Source organism: Micromonospora sp. 15K316 (genome assembly GCF_004348525.1).
Lineage (GTDB): Bacteria > Actinomycetota > Actinomycetes > Mycobacteriales > Micromonosporaceae > Micromonospora.
Genome location: NZ_SMKG01000029.1, coordinates 26,172 through 42,490, shown reverse-complemented (window position 1 = coordinate 42,490; position 16,319 = coordinate 26,172). Strand labels below are relative to the sequence as shown.

General features: G+C 73.5%; 19 protein-coding genes and 1 riboswitch. Of the genes, 6 read left to right on the top strand and 13 right to left on the bottom strand.

The features are described 5' to 3' along the window. Positions 1 to 146 precede the first annotated feature (146 nt). Positions 147 to 653, top strand: coding sequence for an Lrp/AsnC family transcriptional regulator (locus E1211_RS09575; protein ID WP_132347558.1), 507 nt, complete (start codon positions 147 to 149; stop codon positions 651 to 653). Between the two features lie 25 nt (positions 654 to 678). On the opposite strand, the gene E1211_RS09570 is transcribed toward E1211_RS09575, so the two are convergent. Further along, on the bottom strand, positions 679 to 1,650 hold the full coding sequence (locus E1211_RS09570; RefSeq protein WP_132347556.1) for a DNA polymerase domain-containing protein: 972 nt from the start codon (positions 1,648 to 1,650) through the stop codon (positions 679 to 681). Positions 1,651 to 1,811: 161 nt separating this feature from the next. Between E1211_RS09570 and E1211_RS09565 the strand changes: the two genes are divergently transcribed. Further along, positions 1,812 to 2,540, top strand: coding sequence for a histidine phosphatase family protein (locus E1211_RS09565; protein ID WP_132347554.1), 729 nt, complete (start codon positions 1,812 to 1,814; stop codon positions 2,538 to 2,540). 63 nt (positions 2,541 to 2,603) lie between these two features. After that, positions 2,604 to 3,104, top strand: a complete 501-nt coding sequence (locus E1211_RS09560) for a hemerythrin domain-containing protein (RefSeq protein ID WP_132347552.1) — start codon at positions 2,604 to 2,606, stop codon at positions 3,102 to 3,104. Between the two features lie 87 nt (positions 3,105 to 3,191). Here the strand turns inward: E1211_RS09560 and E1211_RS33710 are convergent, their stop codons facing one another. Both E1211_RS33710 and E1211_RS33705 read right to left on the bottom strand, forming a co-directional pair. Then, complete coding sequence (locus E1211_RS33710) at positions 3,192 to 3,647, bottom strand: SDR family oxidoreductase (RefSeq protein ID WP_256371317.1); 456 nt, start codon at positions 3,645 to 3,647, stop codon at positions 3,192 to 3,194. Between the two features lie 17 nt (positions 3,648 to 3,664). Next, positions 3,665 to 3,997 carry an SDR family NAD(P)-dependent oxidoreductase gene (locus E1211_RS33705; RefSeq protein ID WP_256371316.1) on the bottom strand — a complete coding sequence of 111 codons (333 nt, stop codon included), beginning with the start codon at positions 3,995 to 3,997 and terminating at the stop codon, positions 3,665 to 3,667. 159 nt (positions 3,998 to 4,156) lie between these two features. Beyond that, positions 4,157 to 4,246, top strand: a riboswitch (ZMP/ZTP riboswitch). An 18-nt stretch (positions 4,247 to 4,264) separates the two neighbouring features. Between E1211_RS33705 and E1211_RS09550 the strand changes: the two genes are divergently transcribed. Continuing rightward, complete coding sequence (locus E1211_RS09550) at positions 4,265 to 5,704, top strand: glycine hydroxymethyltransferase (protein WP_132347550.1); 1,440 nt, start codon at positions 4,265 to 4,267, stop codon at positions 5,702 to 5,704. Positions 5,705 to 5,795: 91 nt separating this feature from the next. On the opposite strand, the gene E1211_RS09545 is transcribed toward E1211_RS09550, so the two are convergent. After that, a complete protein-coding gene (locus E1211_RS09545; RefSeq protein ID WP_132347548.1) occupies positions 5,796 to 6,056 on the bottom strand; it encodes a hypothetical protein in 261 nt (86 codons plus the stop codon). A 117-nt stretch (positions 6,057 to 6,173) separates the two neighbouring features. Here E1211_RS09545 and E1211_RS09540 point away from each other — a divergent pair, with 117 nt between their 5' ends. After that, positions 6,174 to 6,578, top strand: coding sequence for an MmcQ/YjbR family DNA-binding protein (locus tag E1211_RS09540; RefSeq protein ID WP_132347546.1), 405 nt, complete (start codon positions 6,174 to 6,176; stop codon positions 6,576 to 6,578). A gap of 137 nt (positions 6,579 to 6,715) precedes the next feature. Continuing rightward, the gene (locus tag E1211_RS09535) at positions 6,716 to 7,657 is read left to right on the top strand and encodes an exo-alpha-sialidase (RefSeq protein ID WP_132347544.1); all 942 of its coding nucleotides are present in this window, start codon (positions 6,716 to 6,718) and stop codon (positions 7,655 to 7,657) included. Between the two features lie 69 nt (positions 7,658 to 7,726). Here the strand turns inward: E1211_RS09535 and E1211_RS09530 are convergent, their stop codons facing one another. The 9 genes from E1211_RS09530 to E1211_RS09490 form a co-directional block, all read right to left on the bottom strand. After that, positions 7,727 to 8,044: an antibiotic biosynthesis monooxygenase gene (locus E1211_RS09530; RefSeq protein WP_132347542.1), complete on the bottom strand. Its 318-nt coding sequence runs from the start codon at positions 8,042 to 8,044 to the stop codon at positions 7,727 to 7,729. Then, on the bottom strand, positions 8,037 to 9,287 hold the full coding sequence (locus tag E1211_RS09525) for a beta-ketoacyl synthase N-terminal-like domain-containing protein (protein WP_132347540.1): 1,251 nt from the start codon (positions 9,285 to 9,287) through the stop codon (positions 8,037 to 8,039). The genes E1211_RS09530 and E1211_RS09525 overlap by 8 nt, the downstream gene beginning before the upstream one ends. Next, positions 9,284 to 10,555, bottom strand: coding sequence for a beta-ketoacyl synthase (locus E1211_RS09520; protein WP_132347538.1), 1,272 nt, complete (start codon positions 10,553 to 10,555; stop codon positions 9,284 to 9,286). The genes E1211_RS09525 and E1211_RS09520 overlap by 4 nt, the downstream gene beginning before the upstream one ends. 175 nt (positions 10,556 to 10,730) lie before the next feature. Continuing rightward, positions 10,731 to 11,135: a cupin domain-containing protein gene (locus E1211_RS09515; RefSeq protein ID WP_132347536.1), complete on the bottom strand. Its 405-nt coding sequence runs from the start codon at positions 11,133 to 11,135 to the stop codon at positions 10,731 to 10,733. Continuing rightward, positions 11,128 to 11,904: an SRPBCC family protein gene (locus E1211_RS09510; RefSeq protein WP_132347534.1), complete on the bottom strand. Its 777-nt coding sequence runs from the start codon at positions 11,902 to 11,904 to the stop codon at positions 11,128 to 11,130. The genes E1211_RS09515 and E1211_RS09510 overlap by 8 nt, the downstream gene beginning before the upstream one ends. 9 nt (positions 11,905 to 11,913) lie before the next feature. Continuing rightward, positions 11,914 to 13,338 (bottom strand): acetyl/propionyl/methylcrotonyl-CoA carboxylase subunit alpha, encoded by a 1,425-nt coding sequence (locus E1211_RS09505; RefSeq protein WP_132347531.1) that lies wholly within the window; start codon positions 13,336 to 13,338, stop codon positions 11,914 to 11,916. Between the two features lie 11 nt (positions 13,339 to 13,349). Then, positions 13,350 to 13,796, bottom strand: a complete 447-nt coding sequence (gene accB, locus E1211_RS09500; RefSeq protein WP_243709459.1) for an acetyl-CoA carboxylase biotin carboxyl carrier protein — start codon at positions 13,794 to 13,796, stop codon at positions 13,350 to 13,352. A gap of 83 nt (positions 13,797 to 13,879) precedes the next feature. After that, positions 13,880 to 15,598, bottom strand: a complete 1,719-nt coding sequence (locus E1211_RS09495) for an acetyl-CoA carboxylase carboxyltransferase subunit alpha (RefSeq protein ID WP_132347527.1) — start codon at positions 15,596 to 15,598, stop codon at positions 13,880 to 13,882. After that, positions 15,595 to 15,936 (bottom strand): TcmI family type II polyketide cyclase, encoded by a 342-nt coding sequence (locus tag E1211_RS09490; protein WP_132347525.1) that lies wholly within the window; start codon positions 15,934 to 15,936, stop codon positions 15,595 to 15,597. Before E1211_RS09490 ends, E1211_RS09495 begins: the two co-directional genes overlap by 4 nt. Between the last annotated feature and the right edge of the window lie 383 nt (positions 15,937 to 16,319).

The following is a 16,319-nucleotide window of genomic DNA, read 5'->3' as shown; positions in this document are numbered from 1 at the left end:
CGGGGATGCCCTGCGGACCGCCTGGGGTGTGGTCGTCACGGCGGGGACCTCCTGGGACGTGTGGTGGCCCTATGCTCCAGCCTTGCGGATGTTTTGCTCAAGATCCACCATGAACGTGAGACAAACGGCACGCGAGAGGAGCCCCGGTGAGCCAGAAGACCGGTCCCGAAGCAACGCCGACCGCTGCCGCGGGACGTTCGTCCCGTCCGCTGGACGAGGTGGACCGCCGGATCCTGGACGAACTGGTCCGGGACGGACGTACGTCGGTGCGTACGCTCGCCGAACGGATCCACATCTCCCGCACCAACGCGTACGCCCGGGTGGAGCGCCTGCTGCGCGACGGCGTGATCACCGGGTTCCGGGCCCAGGTCGCGCCGGAGGCCTCCGGCCTGGGCACCTCGGCGTACGTGGCGCTGACCATCGAGCAGAACACCTGGCGCGAGGTCTCCGCGGAGCTCGCGCAGGTGCGCTACATCGAGCACGCGGCGCTGCTCGGCGGCGACCACGACGTGCTGGCGCTGGTGCGGGCGCCGGACAACGCGGCGCTGCGAGACGTGGTGCTGGGCCGGATCCAGGGCATTCCCGGGGTGCTCTCCACCCGCACCTGGCTGGTCTTCGAGGAGTTCGACGGGGTCACCAGCCCCTGGGCGTAGGCGCGACCGCTCCGCCGCCCGCCGGTCAGCGCTCCGGCGGGGCCTCCAGTCCCTCGCGGTCGGCCAGCTCCAGCAGCGGCTCCAGGGAGAAGCGCTGATCGTCCAGGCCGGCGTGCGGATCGCCCCGCTCGGCGAACCGGGCCGGCACGGTGACCACGTCGAAGTCCTCGGGCCGGGCGTCGTCGAGCTCCGCCCAGTCCAGCGGCGCGGAGACCAGCGCCCGGGCGGTGGGCCGGATGGAGTAGGCCGAGGCCATCGTGTGGTCGCGGGACATCTGGTTGTAGTCGACGAAGACCGGACGGTCCCGCTGGTCCCGCCACCAGGTGGTGGTGACCAGGTCGGGCCGGCGCCGCTGCATCTCCCGGCCGAGCGCGAGCACCGCCCGCCGGCAGTCGCCGAAGCTCCACCGCGGCTCGATCGACAGGTAGATGTGCAACCCCCGGCCGCCGGTGGTCTTCGGGTGGCCGGTGAGCCCCAGCTCGGCGAGGAACGCCCGTACCTCGTGGGCCACCGGCACGACCTGGGCGAAGTCGACGCCCGGCATCGGGTCGAGGTCGATCCGGAGCTGGTCGGGACGCTCCACGTCCGCGGCGGAGACCGGCCACGGGTGGAAGCGCAGGGTGCCGAGGTTGGCCGCCCAGATCACCACGGCCAACTCGCTGGGCGCGACCTCGTCGGCGGTCCGGCCGCTGGGGAAGGTGATGTGCGCGGTCCGCACCCACTCGGGAGCGCCGGCCGGCAGTCGCTTCTGGTAGAAGGCGTCGCCGCGGTTGTCCTGCCGGGTGCCGATCTTCGCACCTTCGAAGACCCCGCGCGGCCAGCGTTCGAGCATGGTCGGCCGGTCGCGCAGCGCGCGCAGGATCCCGTCGCCGACGGCGAGGAAGTAGCGGACAACGTCGATCTTGGTCAGCCCACGCTCCGGGAAGTAGGGCTTGTCCGGGCTGGAGACGCGGACCACCCGCTCACCGACCCGGATCTCCTCGGCCGTCGTCGCCACGTCTCACACGGTAGCGGTCGGCGGTCCTCGTGGTGGGTACCCGCGCCGCCGCCCACCGGTCCGCCCGGCCACGTCATCTGCGGAGCGGGGGCCCGGCGGCGTAACTCCGGCTCCCGAGCGGCAGTTGTCCCAGGGACGAACCCGGGCATGGAGTGGGACAGATGACGGAGCCGGCAGCACTCTGGATCGTCCGGCACGGGGAGAGCACCGCCAACATCGCCGCCGAGCGGGCACGGTCCTCCGGCGCCGAGGCGGTGCCGCGCACCGAGCGCGACGCCGACGTACCGCTCTCGCCGGCCGGCGAGGAGCAGGCACGCGCCACGGGCCGCTGGTTCGCGGCGCTACCACCGGAGCGGCGCCCGCAGGTGGCGCTGACGTCGCCGTACCTACGGGCGCGGCGCACGGGAGAGCTGGCCCTGGCGGGCAGCGGCTTGCCGCTGCGCCGGGACGAACGGCTGCGCGACCGGGACCTCGGCGTCTTCGACGGCCTCACCCCGCACGGCGTACGGGTGCGCCACCCCGACGAGCACGAGCGGCGCGACCGGCTGGGCAAGTTCTACCACCGGCCGCCCGGCGGTGAGGCGTGGACCGATGTGGCGCTGCGGCTGCGCAGCGTCCTCGCCGACCTGCGCCACGACCACGCCGGACAGCGGGTGGTGATCTTCGGCCACGACGCGCTGGTCTTCCTGCTCTGCTACCTCTTCCAGGGGTTGACCGAGGAGGAGCTGATGGCGTTGGGCCGCAAGCACGTCATCGCGAACTGTTCGATCACCTCGTGGTCCGCCGACGAGTTCGGCCGCCTCCGGTTGGACGGCTTCAACGAGGTCGGGCACCTGACGGCGACCGGCGCCCAGCCGACCGGCGACGACGCGGCGCGATACGCCATTTGACTGTTTCCGCAGTTCACCGTCGGGGTACCGGACGATCAACCGACACGTCGAGGAGGTCCGCCGGTGTCCACCGATGCCATCGTGCTGTTGAAGGAAGACCACAAGGAGATGCGCCGTCTGTTCAAGGCGTTCCAGGACGCCGAGGAGGGCCCGGCGAGCCAGCGGCAGAAGCTGGTCGGGCAGATCATCGAGGCGCTCACCGTGCACACCTACCTGGAGAACGAGGTGATGTACCCGGAGGTCCGTCGGCTCCTGCCGGACCTGGAGGACGACATCCTCGAGTCGTACGAGGAGCACCACGTGGCGGACGTCCTCTGCGCCGAGCTGTTCGCGATGGACGCCGAGGACGAGCACTTCAACGCCAAGACCACGGTGCTGATCGAGAACGTGCTGCACCACGTCGAGGAGGAGGAGCAGGAGTGGTTCCCCACGGTGCGTGACCAGCTGGGGCGCAAGGAGCTCCAGGAGATCGGCGCGCGGATGATCGAGATGCGGGCGGGCGCGCCGCGCAAGCCGACGGATCCGAAGGCCGTCAAGAAGGCGCTGGACGCGGCGACGGCCTGAACCACGGGGCATCCCGGGCCCGGCGTCGCGTCGGGCCCGGCACCCTGTCCCGGCGGTGTCGGCCGGAAGATGGTCGCCCCGGACCGGTCAGCTCGCCGAGCCCGGCTCGGCCAGCCTGCGGTGCCCCTCGGACTTGAGGCGGTCGGGCACGATCTTGCCCATCGCCGTCTGCACCCTGTTCCGCGGCGAACCGGCGGTCACCGTCGGGTCACCCCGCACCAGCGCCTCGAAACCCTGCTCGGCCACCGTACGCGGGTCGTCCTTGTGCCCGGCGGCGAGCCGGGTGTCCTGCATCTGCGCCCGATCGAAGAACCTGGTCTCCGTCGGCCCGGGCATCAGCGAGGTGACCGTGACCCCGGTGTCCTTGAGCTCGGTGCGCAGCGCCTCGGCGAAGGACTGCACGTTCGACTTCGACCCGTTGTAGACCGCCTGGAACGGGCCGGGCATCGTCGAGGCGACGGAGGAGGTGAAGAGCACCCGCCCCGCGCCCCGTTCCACCATGTCGGGTAGGAGCCGCTTGGCCAGGTGCACGGTCGAGCGCACGTTGAGATCGACGATGTTCAGCTCGTCGGCGAGGTCGGTGCCGCCGACGAAGGGCCGCCGGCGCCCCGGCCGGCGTTGAGGGCCAGCGCCTCGACCGGGCGTCCCGTGGCGGCGACCGCGGCGGCCAGTTCCTCCACCCCGGCCGGGCGGGCCAGGTCGACGCGGACCGGCCGCACCCGCGGTCCACCGTCCCGGCGCAGCCGGGCCGCGGCCGGCCCGATGCCGTCGTCCTCGGCCGCGACGATCAGGTCGAAGCCGTGTTCGACGAACTGGACCGCCAGCTCGTACCCGATGCCGCTGGACGCCCCGGTCACCACCGCGAGCGGCCGTCCGCTGCCCGGTTCGGTCATGGTCCTGCTCCTCTCGTCCGGGAGGTGCTCGCGCACCCCCTCCGGGGTCGCGACGCCCCACTACCGGTGTGCCCCGTGCGGGCCCGCCCAACCGCACCGGCCCACCGCCGGCCCCGGACCGAGGTCGCCCGGGCGGGTGACCACCGGTTCGGTAGGATCTGGGCGGGCCGTTACTGGCGCGTGGGGATGGAGAACCATCGGGGAGCGGCCCCGTCACGAGGACGCATGCCGAGCGCCTGGGCCTTCCGCACGTCAGTAGGAGGTCGCATGTCGTCGCCGAACGCCGAATCCACCGCCTTCCGCAGCGCGCTCGAGGTGATCCGCGCCGTCGAGCCCCGGGTCGCCGGCGCCATCGCCGCCGAGCTGGCGGACCAGCGCGAATCGCTCAAGTTGATCGCCAGTGAGAACTACGCCTCCCCGGCCACGCTGCTGGCGATGGGGAACTGGTTCAGCGACAAGTACGCCGAGGGCACGGTGGGTCGCCGCTTCTACGCCGGCTGCCAGAACGTCGACACGGTGGAGGCGCTCGCCGCCGAGCACGCCCGGGAGCTGTTCGGCGCCGCCCACGCGTACGTCCAGCCGCACTCCGGCATCGACGCGAACCTGGTCGCCTTCTGGGCGGTGCTGGCCGACCGGGTCGAGGCGCCCGCGCTGAAGAAGGCGCAGGCCCGCCACGTCAACGACCTCACCGAGGCGGACTGGTTCGCGCTGCGCCGGGAGCTGGGCAACCAGCGGATGCTCGGCATGTCGCTGGACGCCGGCGGTCACCTCACCCACGGTTTCCGGCCGAACATCTCCGGCAAGATGTTCGACCAGCGCAGCTACGGCACCGACCCGGAGACCGGCCTCATCGACTACGACAAGGTCGCCGAGGCGGCGCGCGAGTTCAAGCCGCTGATCCTGGTCGCCGGCTACTCGGCGTACCCCCGGCGGGTGAACTTCCGGATCATGCGGGAGATCGCCGACTCGGTCGGGGCCACCTTCATGGTCGACATGGCGCACTTCGCCGGCCTGGTGGCGGGCAAGGTCCTCACCGGCGACTTCGACCCGGTGCCGCACGCGCACATCGTCACCACCACCACGCACAAGTCGCTGCGCGGCCCCCGGGGCGGCATGGTGCTCTGCCAGCCGGAGCTGGCCGAGCAGGTCGACCGGGGCTGCCCGATGGTGCTCGGCGGTCCGCTGCCGCACGTGATGGCGGCCAAGGCGGTCGCGCTCGCCGAGGCCCGGCGTCCGGACTTCGCCGACTACGCCCAGCGGATCGTGGCCAACGCCCAGGCGCTCGCCGAGGGGCTGCTGCGTCGCGGCGCCACCCTGGTCACCGGCGGCACCGACAACCACCTGGCGATCATCGACGTCACGTCGTACGCGCTGACCGGCCGGCAGGCCGAGCAGGCGCTGCTGGACGCCGGCATCGTCACGAACCGCAACTCGGTGCCGCAGGACCCGAACGGCGCCTGGTACACCTCGGGCATCCGGATCGGGACCCCGGCGCTCACCACCCGCGGCCTCGGCACGGCGGAGATGGACACGATCGCCGAGCTGATCCACACCGTGCTGAGCCAGACGAACGCCGGCGCGAATCCGGACGGCACCGCCTCGAAGGCCAAGTACGCGCTCGACCCGGCGGTCGCCGACAAGGTCAGCCGTCAGGCCGGCGAGCTGCTGGCCGGCTTCCCCCTCTACCCCACCGTCGACCTCACCTGAGCCGACCTTGTTGATCAAGAGGTTCGCGTCACGGACGGATCGATCCCTGACGCGAACCTCTTGATCAACGGCGAATGGGCCCGGGGCGGGGTCAGGCCAGGGGGCGCTTGAGGTGGTAGCGGTGCACCTCGGTGCTGCCCTGCACGTTGTTGACGTCCTCGGCGGCGGAGACCAGCTCCCAGCCCTCCCGGCCGACCCGGTTGAGATGCGCGATCGCCGTGTCGCCGTACGCGGTGATGTCCTTGCGGGACCCGTCCGGCCCGTACCAGACGAACGACACGTGGAAATTGCGGCCCTGCCCCTGGTAGCGGCGGACCAGCAGAGCGTACTCCCAGGCAACCATGCGGCCCATTATGACCGTCCACCCAGGACACGGGAACGGCGGTGGTGGCGCTTTGCCATGCGGTGAACGCGGTGTGTCAACTCGCCGGTGAGCCGCGACGCGGACCGGTCGACCTACGCTGGGGCCATGGCCACCTGGGAGGACGTCCGCCGGATCGCGGCCACGCTGCCGAAGACGAGCGAGCACCCGTCCTACGGCGGCCTGCCGGCCTGGCGGGTACGGGACAAGGCGTTCGTGTGGGAACGTCCGCTGCGCGCGGCCGACCGGGCCGTCCTCGGCGACGACGCGCCGGACGGCCCGATCCTCGGCGCCCGGGTGCCCGACCTGGGCGCGAAGGAGGCGCTGCTCGCCGACGACCCGTCGGTCTATTTCACCGTCCCCCACCTCGACGGGTACCCGGCGGTGCTCGTCCGGCTCGCGCGCATCGGGCGGTCCGAGCTGACCGAGCTGATGGTCGAGGCGTGGTGCGACCGGGCACCGAAGCGGCTCGCCGCCGCGTACCGGCCGCCGGCCACGCCGTCGCCGGACTGACCGTGGCACCCGGGCGGCTCCGGGACCGGCCGCCGGCGGATGTTCGCCGGGCGTTCGCCGGGAGGCCGTCCGGATGCCCGCTTCGGGCCCTAACGTGAGCGGCCGGACCGGACGCCCCTGCCAGGAGGCCGCCGCGCATGAACCCGTCACCGATGGGCCGCACCACCCGAGCAACGGTCACCGCGGTACGCCGCATCGGCGACAGCGCACCGCACAACGCCTTCACCGACCTGGCCCGGCACCGGGACCGGTGGTTCTGCGTGTTCCGGGAGGGCGGCTCGCACGTCTCCGGCGACGGGGTCGTCCGGGTGCTCGTCTCGCCGGACGGTCGCCACTGGGCCTCCGCCGCCCTGTTGAGCCGCGACGGGGCCGACCTGCGGGACCCGCGCCTCGTCACCCGCCCCGACGGCCGGCTCCAGCTGTACGCCGCCGCGGCGACAGGTGAGTCAACGAAGTCCTTCCGGACCGTCACCTGGCTCTCCGCCGACGGCCACCGCTGGGGCGACCCGACGCCGGTGGGCGAGCGGGACGTGTGGATGTGGCGAGCCGCCTGGCACGGCGACGCCATGTGGGGCGTCGGTTACTCCACCCGGGAACCGCGCTTCGCGCGCCTCTACCGCAGCGGCGACGGCATCGACCTGCGGCCGGCGGTGCCGACGCTCTTCGCCGACGGCTACCCGAACGAGTCGGGCCTGGTCTTCGAGCCCGACGGGACCGCGCTCTGCCTGCTCCGCCGCGATCGGGAAACGGCAACCGCACAGCTCGGCCGCGCCCGCCCGCCGTACCGGGACTGGCACTGGATCGACCTGGGGGTCCAGGTGGGCGGGCCGGCCCTGCTGCGGTTGCCGGACGGCCGGCTGGTGGCCGGGGTACGCCTGCTCGACGGCCGCGCCCGCACCGCGATCTGCGCCCTCGACGCCGAGCGGGGCGAGCTGACCGAACTCGTGACCGTCCCGTCCGGCGGCGACACCAGCTACCCGGGCCTGGTCTGGCACGACGAGCGGCTCTGGGTCAGCTACTACTCGTCCCACGAGGGCCGCACCTGTGTCTACCTCGCGGAGGTGACGCTGGACCGGTGAGCCGCCGCGGGACCGCCGGGCCACAGCGGCACGCGGGGCGCACCCGGGGCGCCGCCGCGCGGCCCGGCGTCAGACGGGCGTCGGAGTCTGCGCGTGCACGTGGAAGCGCAGCGAGCGGGCGTCGGTGAAGCACTCCCGCATCGGCCGGACCAGCTCCCGATGCTCCGAGCTGCGCTCCCAGGTCTCGAAGTCGGTGAGGCGCTCCCACTCGCTGGTGATGAGCCACTGCTCCGGGTCGGCCGACGACCGGCACACCTGATCCACCAGGTGCCCGGGCACCCCGCCGGCCACCTGGTGACGGATCGCCTCGTACGCGGCCAGGAACGCCTCGGTACGCTCCGCCGGCACCCGGACCAGGAACACCACCCGCGCCCGCCGTTCACTCATCCTCGTCCTCCCTCACCGGCGCCGCCCCGCGCAGGACCAGCGCGCTGTTGTAGCCGTCGAAGCCCCGCGCGCAGACCATCGCCACCCGGCTGCGCGGTCGCCGGTGCTCCCGCAGGAAGTCCAGCTCGCAGCCGGCGGCCACCTCGTCGGGGCCGGCGGAGGCGGGCAGCGTGTCGTGCCGGAAGGCGAGCAGCGCGGTCGCCACGTCCAGCGCCGCGCTCCCCTGGTGCGCCCGGCCGGTCAGCGGTTTCGAGGTGCTGACCGGGGGCCGCCGGGCGCCGAAGACCGCCCGCAGCGCGCCGGCCTCCGTACGGTCGTAGCGGGGCACGCCCAGCGCGTCGGGCAGCACCACGTCCACCTCGTCCGACCCGATCGCGGCCCGGTCGAGGGCGATGCGCATCGCGCGGGCGTACTGGGTCGGGCTCCCCGCCGTCTCCGGGCCGGTGTGGACGGCGTCGTGCGTGGCGCCCCAGCCGGTCAGCTCACCGTAAATCCGGGCGCCCCGGGCCAGCGCGTGCCCCAACTCCTCCACGACGAAGACCGCCCCACCCTCCGCGGGGAGGTAGCCGCTCGCCGTCGCGTCGAAGGGCCGGTAGGCCCGCTCCGGGTCCGCGACGTCGCTGAGCAGCCCGCCGGCCAGCTGGCAGGCCAGGGCGTACGGGCTCAGCGGGCACTCGGTGCCGCCGGCGATCACCACCGGGGTGCCCCGGCGGATCGACCGGACCGCGTGCGCCAGGCTGTCGAGGCCACCTGCCGCCTCGCTGACCAGCACCCCGCACGGCCCCTTGAACTGGTGGTGGATGGAGAGCTGCCCGACGCTCGCCGCGTAGAACCAGGCGATCGACTGGTACGCCCCGACGGTGCGCGACGTCCCGCCCCAGAGGCGTTGCAGCTCCCGCTGACCGAACAGGTTTCCGCCCGAGGAGCTGGCCAGGGTGACCGCGTAGCCGTACGGGTCGGGCGCGTGCTCCGGCAGTCCGGCGTCGGACAGCGCCAGTCGGGTCGCGGCGAACGCGAGGTGCGTCCACCTGTCGGTCTGCACCAGCTGGCGGCTCTCCGCGTACCCGGTGGCCTCGAAACCGGTCACCTCACCGGCGAGGCGGGTCGGGTAGCCGGTCGGGTCGAACAGGGTGATCGGCCCGGTGCGCCGGGTGCCGTCCCGCACCGTCCGCCAGTGCGCCGCCGCGCCGATGCCGCTCGGGGCGACCACCCCGATGCCGGTGACCACCGCCCGCGCGGTCACGCGGCCGCCTTCGACAGGCGCCGGAAGATCATGGCGGACTGGAAGCCGCCGAACCCGCTGCCCACGGAGAGCGCCACGTCGACCGGCAGCTCGCGGGCCTCGTTCGGCACGTAGTCCAGGTCGCACTCGGGGTCGCGGGTGGTCCAGTTCGCCGTCGGCGGCACCACCCCGAACTCGATCGCCAAGGCGCAGGCCGCCATCTCGATCGAACCGATCGCGCCCAGCGAGTGGCCCACCATCGACTTGATCGAACTGATCGGCACCCGGTACGCGGCCTCGCCGAGCGCCCGCTTGAAGGCGGCGGTCTCGTGCCTGTCGTTCTGCCGGGTGCCGGAGCCGTGCGCGCTGATGTAGGAGACCTGCTCCGGAGCCAGCCGGGCCTGGCGCAGCGCGGCCTCGATGGAGAGCGCCATCTCCACCCCGTCGGGCCGCAGCCCGGTCATGTGGTAGCCGTTGCTGTGGCTGGCGTACCCGGCGACCTCGCAGTAGACGTGCGCGCCGCGCCGCCGGGCGTGCTCGGCCTCCTCCAGCACCAGCACCGCGGCCCCCTCGGCGAGCACGAACCCGTGCCGGTCGGCGTCGAACGGGCGGGAGGCGTGCGCCGGGTCGTCGTTGTCCGGGCTGGTCGCCTTGATCGCGTCGAACGAGGCGACGGTGACCGGAGAGATCGGCGAGTCGGCGGCGCCGGTGAACACCAGGTCCGCCTCGCCGTCGGCGATCAGCTGGTGGGCGTACCCGATGGCGTCGATGCCGGAGGTGCAGCCGGTGGAGACCACCTGCGCCGGGCCGTGCAGCCCGTACCGGCAGGCGACGTCGGCGGCGAGGCTGCTGGGCACCAGCGCCTGGTAGAGGAACGGGCCGCCCCGGGCCGCGTCGACGAGCCACCGCCGGCCGCCGTCGGAGACCGTCACGTACTCCTGCTCCAGCGCCATGGTGCCGCCGACCGCCGTGCCGAGCACCACCCCGGTGCGGTCCCGCTCGGCCTCGGTGAGCTCCAGGCCGGCGTCGGCGACGGCCTCGTCGGCGCAGGCGAGCGCGAACTGCACGTACCGGTCGGCGCGGCATCGTTCGGCCTCGGTCAGCCCGGCGGCGACCGGATCGAAGTCGCACTCGGCGGCGATCCGGGACCGGAACGGCGACGGGTCGAAGAAGGTGATCCGGCGGGTCGCCGTCCGTCCCTCGGTGATCGACTTCCAGAACCGGTCCCGGGTGACGCCGCCCGGGGCGACCACGCCGATCCCGGTCACCACCGTGCGGCGCCCGCTCACGACGGCACCCCGGTCCGCGACTGCGGGGCTCGCGACCCCGGCTCACTCCTCGCGCTCACGAGATCACCCATGTTTCGCGACTGCGGGGCTCGCAACCCCGGCTCACTCCTCGCGCTCACGAGATCACCCATGTTTCGCGACTGCGGGGCTCGCAACCCCGGCTCACTCCTCGCGCTCACGAGATGCCCCGCTGTTCGGCCAGTTCGGTGTCGACGTGGCCGAGCTCCGGCCGGGGCGCCAGCGGTCCGAGGTGGAACACCACCTCGGCCGGCTCGTCGCCGGTGTTGCGCAGCCGGTGCCGTACGTTGATCGGCACGTAGAGCGCCTCACCGGCGGCCAGCGGCACCGGCCGGTCGTCCAGGTCGACGGTGATCGCGCCACGGGCGACGTAGAGGAACTCCTCGCTGTACGGGTGGTAGTGCTCCGCGATGCGCTCGCCCGGGCCCAGCCGGGCCACCCCCATGAAACCGGAGGTGCTGCCGACGGTCCGTGGCCCGAGCAGCACCCGCAGCTCACCACCGCGACGCCGGTCGGGTGCTACGGCGTCGGCCGCCACCAGGCCCACCGTCCGCTCACTCATCGTCGCCTCCGGTCACCGTGAGCTCCCCGGTCTGCACCCGGCGCTCGATCCGCTCCTTGATGACTGCCAACTGCACCGCGCTGTTGGCGTTGATCCGGTCGGTCATTCCGGCGTTGTCCACCGGCGCGGTCGGCTTCATCGAGAAGTCCTGCGTCCAGGCCATCCGGGTGCCCGCCGGCTCCTCGGTGTAGCGCCAGTGGATCCGCATGTACTCGAACGGCCCGGTCTCCACCCGGTGCGCGTGCACCTCGCGGGTGGCCGGGTCCGCGGTGCGTTCGCTGACCCAGCTCCACGAGATGCCGTTCTCGTCCGGATGCATGGTGAGCCGGAACCGCACCGTGTCGCCGTCGCGTTGGAGGATCTCCACCACCGCGTACTCGGTGAAGAGCTCGGTCCAGTTCGCCACGTCGTTGGTGATCTCCCAGACCAGCGGCAGCGGCGCCGCGATCACGATGCTGTTCTCCGTGTGGCCGGGCCGCTCGCCGCGCTGCTGCGTCGGCACGGCGTGCGCGGTGGTGGGCCCGTCGGTGCTGTGGGCGACGAGGTCGGCCACCGCCGGGATGCTGAGCTGCGCGGCCTGCTCGGGGATCTGTACCCGGTACCGGTCGGCGACCACCGCCGAGAGCTCGAGCAGGGCGAGGGAGTCCAGGCCCAGCTCCTCCAGGGAGGCGGCCGGCGCGCGGGCGGCGACCTCGGGGTCCAGCCCGCAGTGGGTCACCAGGATGTCGGTGATCGCGGCGGTCAGCGGCTGGCCTTGGGTGACGGTCATCAGTCCTCCTCAGTCGGATGTCAGGCGTTCGGCGGTGGTCGACGGGCGGGCCGCCACCGGCGGGTCCGGGGTGGCCGCCGGCGCGGTGGTGGTGAGCAGCCGGTCGACCAGTCCGGTGTGGTGGCGGGCCTTGCGGAACTCGGCGTCGTCGAGCACCCGCCGGGCGAACGGGATCGTGGTCCGGACACCCGGCCCCGCGACGTCGAACTCGTCGAGCGCCCGTTCGAGCCGGTTGAGGGCGAGTTCCCGGTCGGGTGCCCAGACCGCCACCTTGGCCAGCAGCGAGTCGTAGTGCGGCCCGACCAGGTAGCCGGGGTATCCGTGGGTGTCGACGCGGGTGAACGGTCCGCCGGGCGGGACGAAGCGCTCCAGCCGCCCGGGGGTCGGGGCGAAGTCGCGCTCCGGATCCTCCACGTTGACCCGGCACTCGACGGCGACCCCGTGCAGGCGGATCTCCTCCTGCCGCAGGCGCAGCGGCGTGCCCGCGGCGATGTGCAGCTGCTCGTGCACCAGGTCGACACCGGTGATCATCTCGGTGACCGGGTGCTCCACCTGGATCCGACAATTGATCTCCAGGAAGTGGAACCGTTCCTTGGCGTCGACCAGGAACTCCAGGGTGCCCGCGCCGGTGAAGCCGGCCGCGAGCGCGCCACGGAGCGCGGTCTCCGCGATCGTGTCGAGGGTGGCGGCGGAGAGCGCCGGCGCGGGCGCCTCCTCGATGAGCTTCTGGTGCCGGCGCTGTACGGAGCAGTCGCGGGTGCCCAGGTGCACACCGTTGCCGTGGGCGTCGCAGAGCACCTGCACCTCGACGTGCCGGGCGTCGGTGAGGTACCGCTCGACGTAGACCCGATCGTCGCCGAAGACCTTCTGGGCGGTGGCGCGGGTCTTCGCGTACGCCCGGGGCAGGTCGGCCGGGGTCCAGACGACTGTCATGCCCCGTCCACCGCCGCCGGCCGCCGCCTTGACGATCACCGGGTAGCCGATCCCGGCGGCCACCTCGACCGCCGCGTCCACGGTGGGCACCGGCTCGACGCTCCCCGCCGGCAGCGGCAGCCCGGCCCGGCTCATCAGGGCGCGGGCGGACGACTTGTCGCCCAGCGCGGCCATCACCTCCGGCCGCGGGCCGATGAAGGTGAGCCCGTTCTCCGCGCAGATCTCGGCGAAGTCGGCGTCCTCGGAGAGGAAGCCGTACCCCGGGTGCACCGCCTGGGCCCCCACCTGCCGGGCCGCCTCGACGATGGCGGCGGCGTTGAGGTAGCTGCGCCGGCTGGGCGCGGGCCCGATCCGGACGGCCTCGTCGGAGAGGCGTACGGCGGCGGAGTCGGCGTCCGCGGCGGAGTAGACCACGGCCGTACGCACACCGAGTTCGCGGCAGGCGCGCAGCACCCGTAGCGCGATCTCACCACGGTTGGCGATCAGCACCTTCTCGAACATCCCACACCACCTCAGGCCGGTTCCAGCGCGACCAGCGGCTGGTCGTACTCCACCGGTTGGCCGTCGTCGGCCAGCACGGCGACGACGCGGCCACCCCGCTCGGCGGCCACCTCGTTCATCAGCTTCATCGCCTCGACGATCCCGACGACCTGCCCGGGGCGCACCAGGTCGCCGACGGCCACGAACGGCGCCGCCCCCGGCTCCGGGGACCGGTAGAAGGTGCCGACGATGGGCGCGCGGACCATCGCGTGGTCGGCGGGCTCGGCCGGTTCGGCGGGCTCGGCCGTGAACTGCTCGACCGGCGCCGGTCGCTGCGGCACGACGGCCTCGGCGGGGGCGCCTCCGCCGTGCCACTCCACCTCCAGCACCGTCTCACCGCTGCGTAGCCGCACCCGACGTACCGGCCCGGCCAGCTCGGCGACCAGTTGCCGGGCGTGCCGGCGCAGCCCCGCCAGCACGGCGTCGGTACCGGCCGCCGGGTCGGTGCCGTCCGGGACGGTCTCGGCGTTCGCCGCGGCCCGCGGCCGGGCCGCGCCGGCGGTCACCGGGCACCCGCCCGGCTGCCGGCGCGGGCCGCGCCGAAGCGACGGAAACGCTGGCGGCGACGGCGTACGAGGGTGGCGGGCGGCAGGTCGAGCAGCGGGGACAGGTTGGCCCGCACCGCCTCGCGCAGCGCCGTGGCGGCGGCGTCCGGATCGTCGTGTGCGGCGTCGACGGGCTCCGGCACGATCTCGTCCACCACACCGAGGCGGTGCAGGTCCGGGGCGGTGAGCCGCAGCGCGCGGGCGGCCTGCGGAGCGGCCGAGCGGTCCGGCCAGAGGATCGCGGCACAGCCCTCCGGACTGATCACCGAGTAGACGGCGTGCTGGAGCATCAGCACCCGGTCGGCCACCGCCAGGGCGAGCGCCCCGCCGCTGCCGCCCTCGCCGGTGATCACCGCGACGACCGGGGTGGGCAGCACGGTGAGCGCGAGGATGTTCTCCGCGATGGCCGCGGCCTGCCCCTGCTCCTCCGCGCCGACACCCGGATCGGCGCCAGGCGTGTCCACCAGCGTGACGACGGGCAGGCCGAGCCGGGCGGCGAGACGCATCAGCCGCAGCGCCTTGCGGTGCCCGGCCGGGCTGGCCATGCCGAAGTTGCGGGCCACCAGCTCCGCGGTGGTGTGTCCCTTCTGGTGGCCGATCACCATGAGCGGCCGTCCGTCGAGGCGGGCGAGGCCGCCGACCACGGCCGGACAGTCGCCGCCGAGCCGGTCGCCGTGCAGCTCGACGAAGCCGTCGAAGGCCGACTCCAGGTAGTCCAGGGTCGTGGGCCGGCCGGGATGCCGCGCCAGGCGTACGGTCGCCCACGGGTCGGTCCCGTCGGCCGGCGCGTCGGCGGTGACGGTCGGCGGCGGTTGCTGCCGGGGCACGGGCGGACTGGTCGCCGGTGCGGACGCTCCGGCCGGGCGCGGACGGCCGGCGCGGGCCGCGGCGAGCAGCGCCACCAGCCGACCTCGCAGCGCCCGGCGGGGCACCACCATGTCGACCTGACCGTGGCGGAGCAGGAAGTCTGCGGTCTGGAAGCCGTCGGGCAACGCGCGGCCGGTGACCTGGCGGATCACCCGCGGGCCGGCGAAGCCCATCCGGGCCCCGCTCTCGGCCACGACGATGTCGGTGTTGGTGGCGAACGAGGCCGCCACGCCGCCGTACGTGGGATCGGTGAGCACGCTGACCGTGAGCAGGCCCGCCTCGCGGAGCGCGGCGACGGCCTGACTGACGGTGGCCATCTGCATCAGCGACAGCGCGCCCTCCTGCATCCGGGCCCCGCCGGAGGCGGTGACCAGGATCAGCGGCACCCGCTCCTCGAGCGCGCGCTCCGCGGCCCGGGTGATCAGTTCGCCGACGGCGCAACCGAGGCTGCCGCCGAGGAAACGGAAGTCCATCACCGCGAGCGCTGCCGGGTGACCGCCGAGGGTCGCGGTGCCGCAGAGCACCGCCTCGGCGAGGCCGGTGCCGGTCCGGGCCGCGGTGAGCCGGTGCGGGTACGGCACCACGTCGACGAAGCCGATCGGGTCCACCTCGGCGGGGTCGTCGGGCAGCGGCCGGAACGAGTCCGGGTCCACCAGTTGCCGCAGCCGGTCCGGCGCGCCCAGCCGGGCGTGCACCCCGCACTCCGGACAGACGTCCAGGTTGCGACGGAGCCGCTTGCGGTAGAGCAGGGTGGCGCAGCCGGCGCAGCGGGACCAGAGCTGCTCCTCGCGCGGCGCGGTGGCGGTCATGGCCGCCGCCCGGCCGGCGCGTCGGCGTCGAAGCGGTAGAAGCAGCGCGCCATCGCGTCGCGCGGCGAACGCCAGGTCGGCGAGTACGGGGTGATGTAGGGCCGCAGTCGCGCGCTGACCCGGTCGAACTCCGGGTGGCTGCGGGCGGCCTGCACCGCGGCGTCCCCGGGCAGCTCGGTCTCGAGCAGGTGCACGTAGAGGTCGTGCAGGCGGTACAGCGACCGGTGCCGTACCCCGGCCAGGTGCGGCAGCTCCGTGGCGTCGGAATCGGCGAACACCTCGGCGACCTGTGCCTCCGCGGTCGGGATCACCTTCGCGACGATGAGCGATCGATCCATGAACGGGCCTCCCCCCACGGCGCTCACCGGGCGTGCGCGCCGGGCGCCGGACGAGCCGGACGACTGCCGCCACCATGCGGTGCGGCTCGTCACGACGGCGTCACCACACTGGGTACACGGGCAACAGTGGTTGGTGACGCTGCGTTGACGCAAGCTGTGTACCGCCTATGCGTCGCCTCTGCCCACCCTTTCCCAAACGGCAAATTCCCGCAGTTCAGAACGGGTCTCACGGATTCTCCGGAGCGCTGAGCGCCGCCACCACCATGTTGACTCAGAGTGACGATTATTGATAATCTTCGTCACGGTCAGCCCGGCGGCCCGGCGCGACGCCGCAGCCACGGCGAAGCGACGACAGCGGTGTCACGGGGCAGCCGCGCCGGGGG

Bases quoted from the DNA above. Each gene is read 5' to 3' on its own strand.
- E1211_RS33705 (WP_256371316.1), bottom strand. From the start codon at position 3,997: ATGACCGAACCGGGCAGCGGACGGCCGCTCGCGGTGGTGACCGGGGCG.
- E1211_RS09565 (WP_132347554.1), top strand. From the start codon at position 1,812: ATGACGGAGCCGGCAGCACTCTGGATCGTCCGGCACGGGGAGAGCACC.
- E1211_RS09545 (WP_132347548.1), bottom strand. From the start codon at position 6,056: ATGGGCCGCATGGTTGCCTGGGAGTACGCTCTGCTGGTCCGCCGCTAC.
- E1211_RS09495 (WP_132347527.1), bottom strand. From the start codon at position 15,598: ATGACCGCCACCGCGCCGCGCGAGGAGCAGCTCTGGTCCCGCTGCGCC.
- E1211_RS09505 (WP_132347531.1), bottom strand. From the start codon at position 13,338: ATGTTCGAGAAGGTGCTGATCGCCAACCGTGGTGAGATCGCGCTACGG.
- E1211_RS09515 (WP_132347536.1), bottom strand. From the start codon at position 11,135: ATGAGTGAGCGGACGGTGGGCCTGGTGGCGGCCGACGCCGTAGCACCC.
- E1211_RS09490 (WP_132347525.1), bottom strand. From the start codon at position 15,936: ATGGATCGATCGCTCATCGTCGCGAAGGTGATCCCGACCGCGGAGGCA.
- E1211_RS09540 (WP_132347546.1), top strand. From the start codon at position 6,174: ATGGCCACCTGGGAGGACGTCCGCCGGATCGCGGCCACGCTGCCGAAG.
- E1211_RS09550 (WP_132347550.1), top strand. From the start codon at position 4,265: ATGTCGTCGCCGAACGCCGAATCCACCGCCTTCCGCAGCGCGCTCGAG.
- E1211_RS09535 (WP_132347544.1), top strand. From the start codon at position 6,716: ATGAACCCGTCACCGATGGGCCGCACCACCCGAGCAACGGTCACCGCG.
- E1211_RS09530 (WP_132347542.1), bottom strand. From the start codon at position 8,044: ATGAGTGAACGGCGGGCGCGGGTGGTGTTCCTGGTCCGGGTGCCGGCG.
- E1211_RS09510 (WP_132347534.1), bottom strand. From the start codon at position 11,904: ATGACCGTCACCCAAGGCCAGCCGCTGACCGCCGCGATCACCGACATC.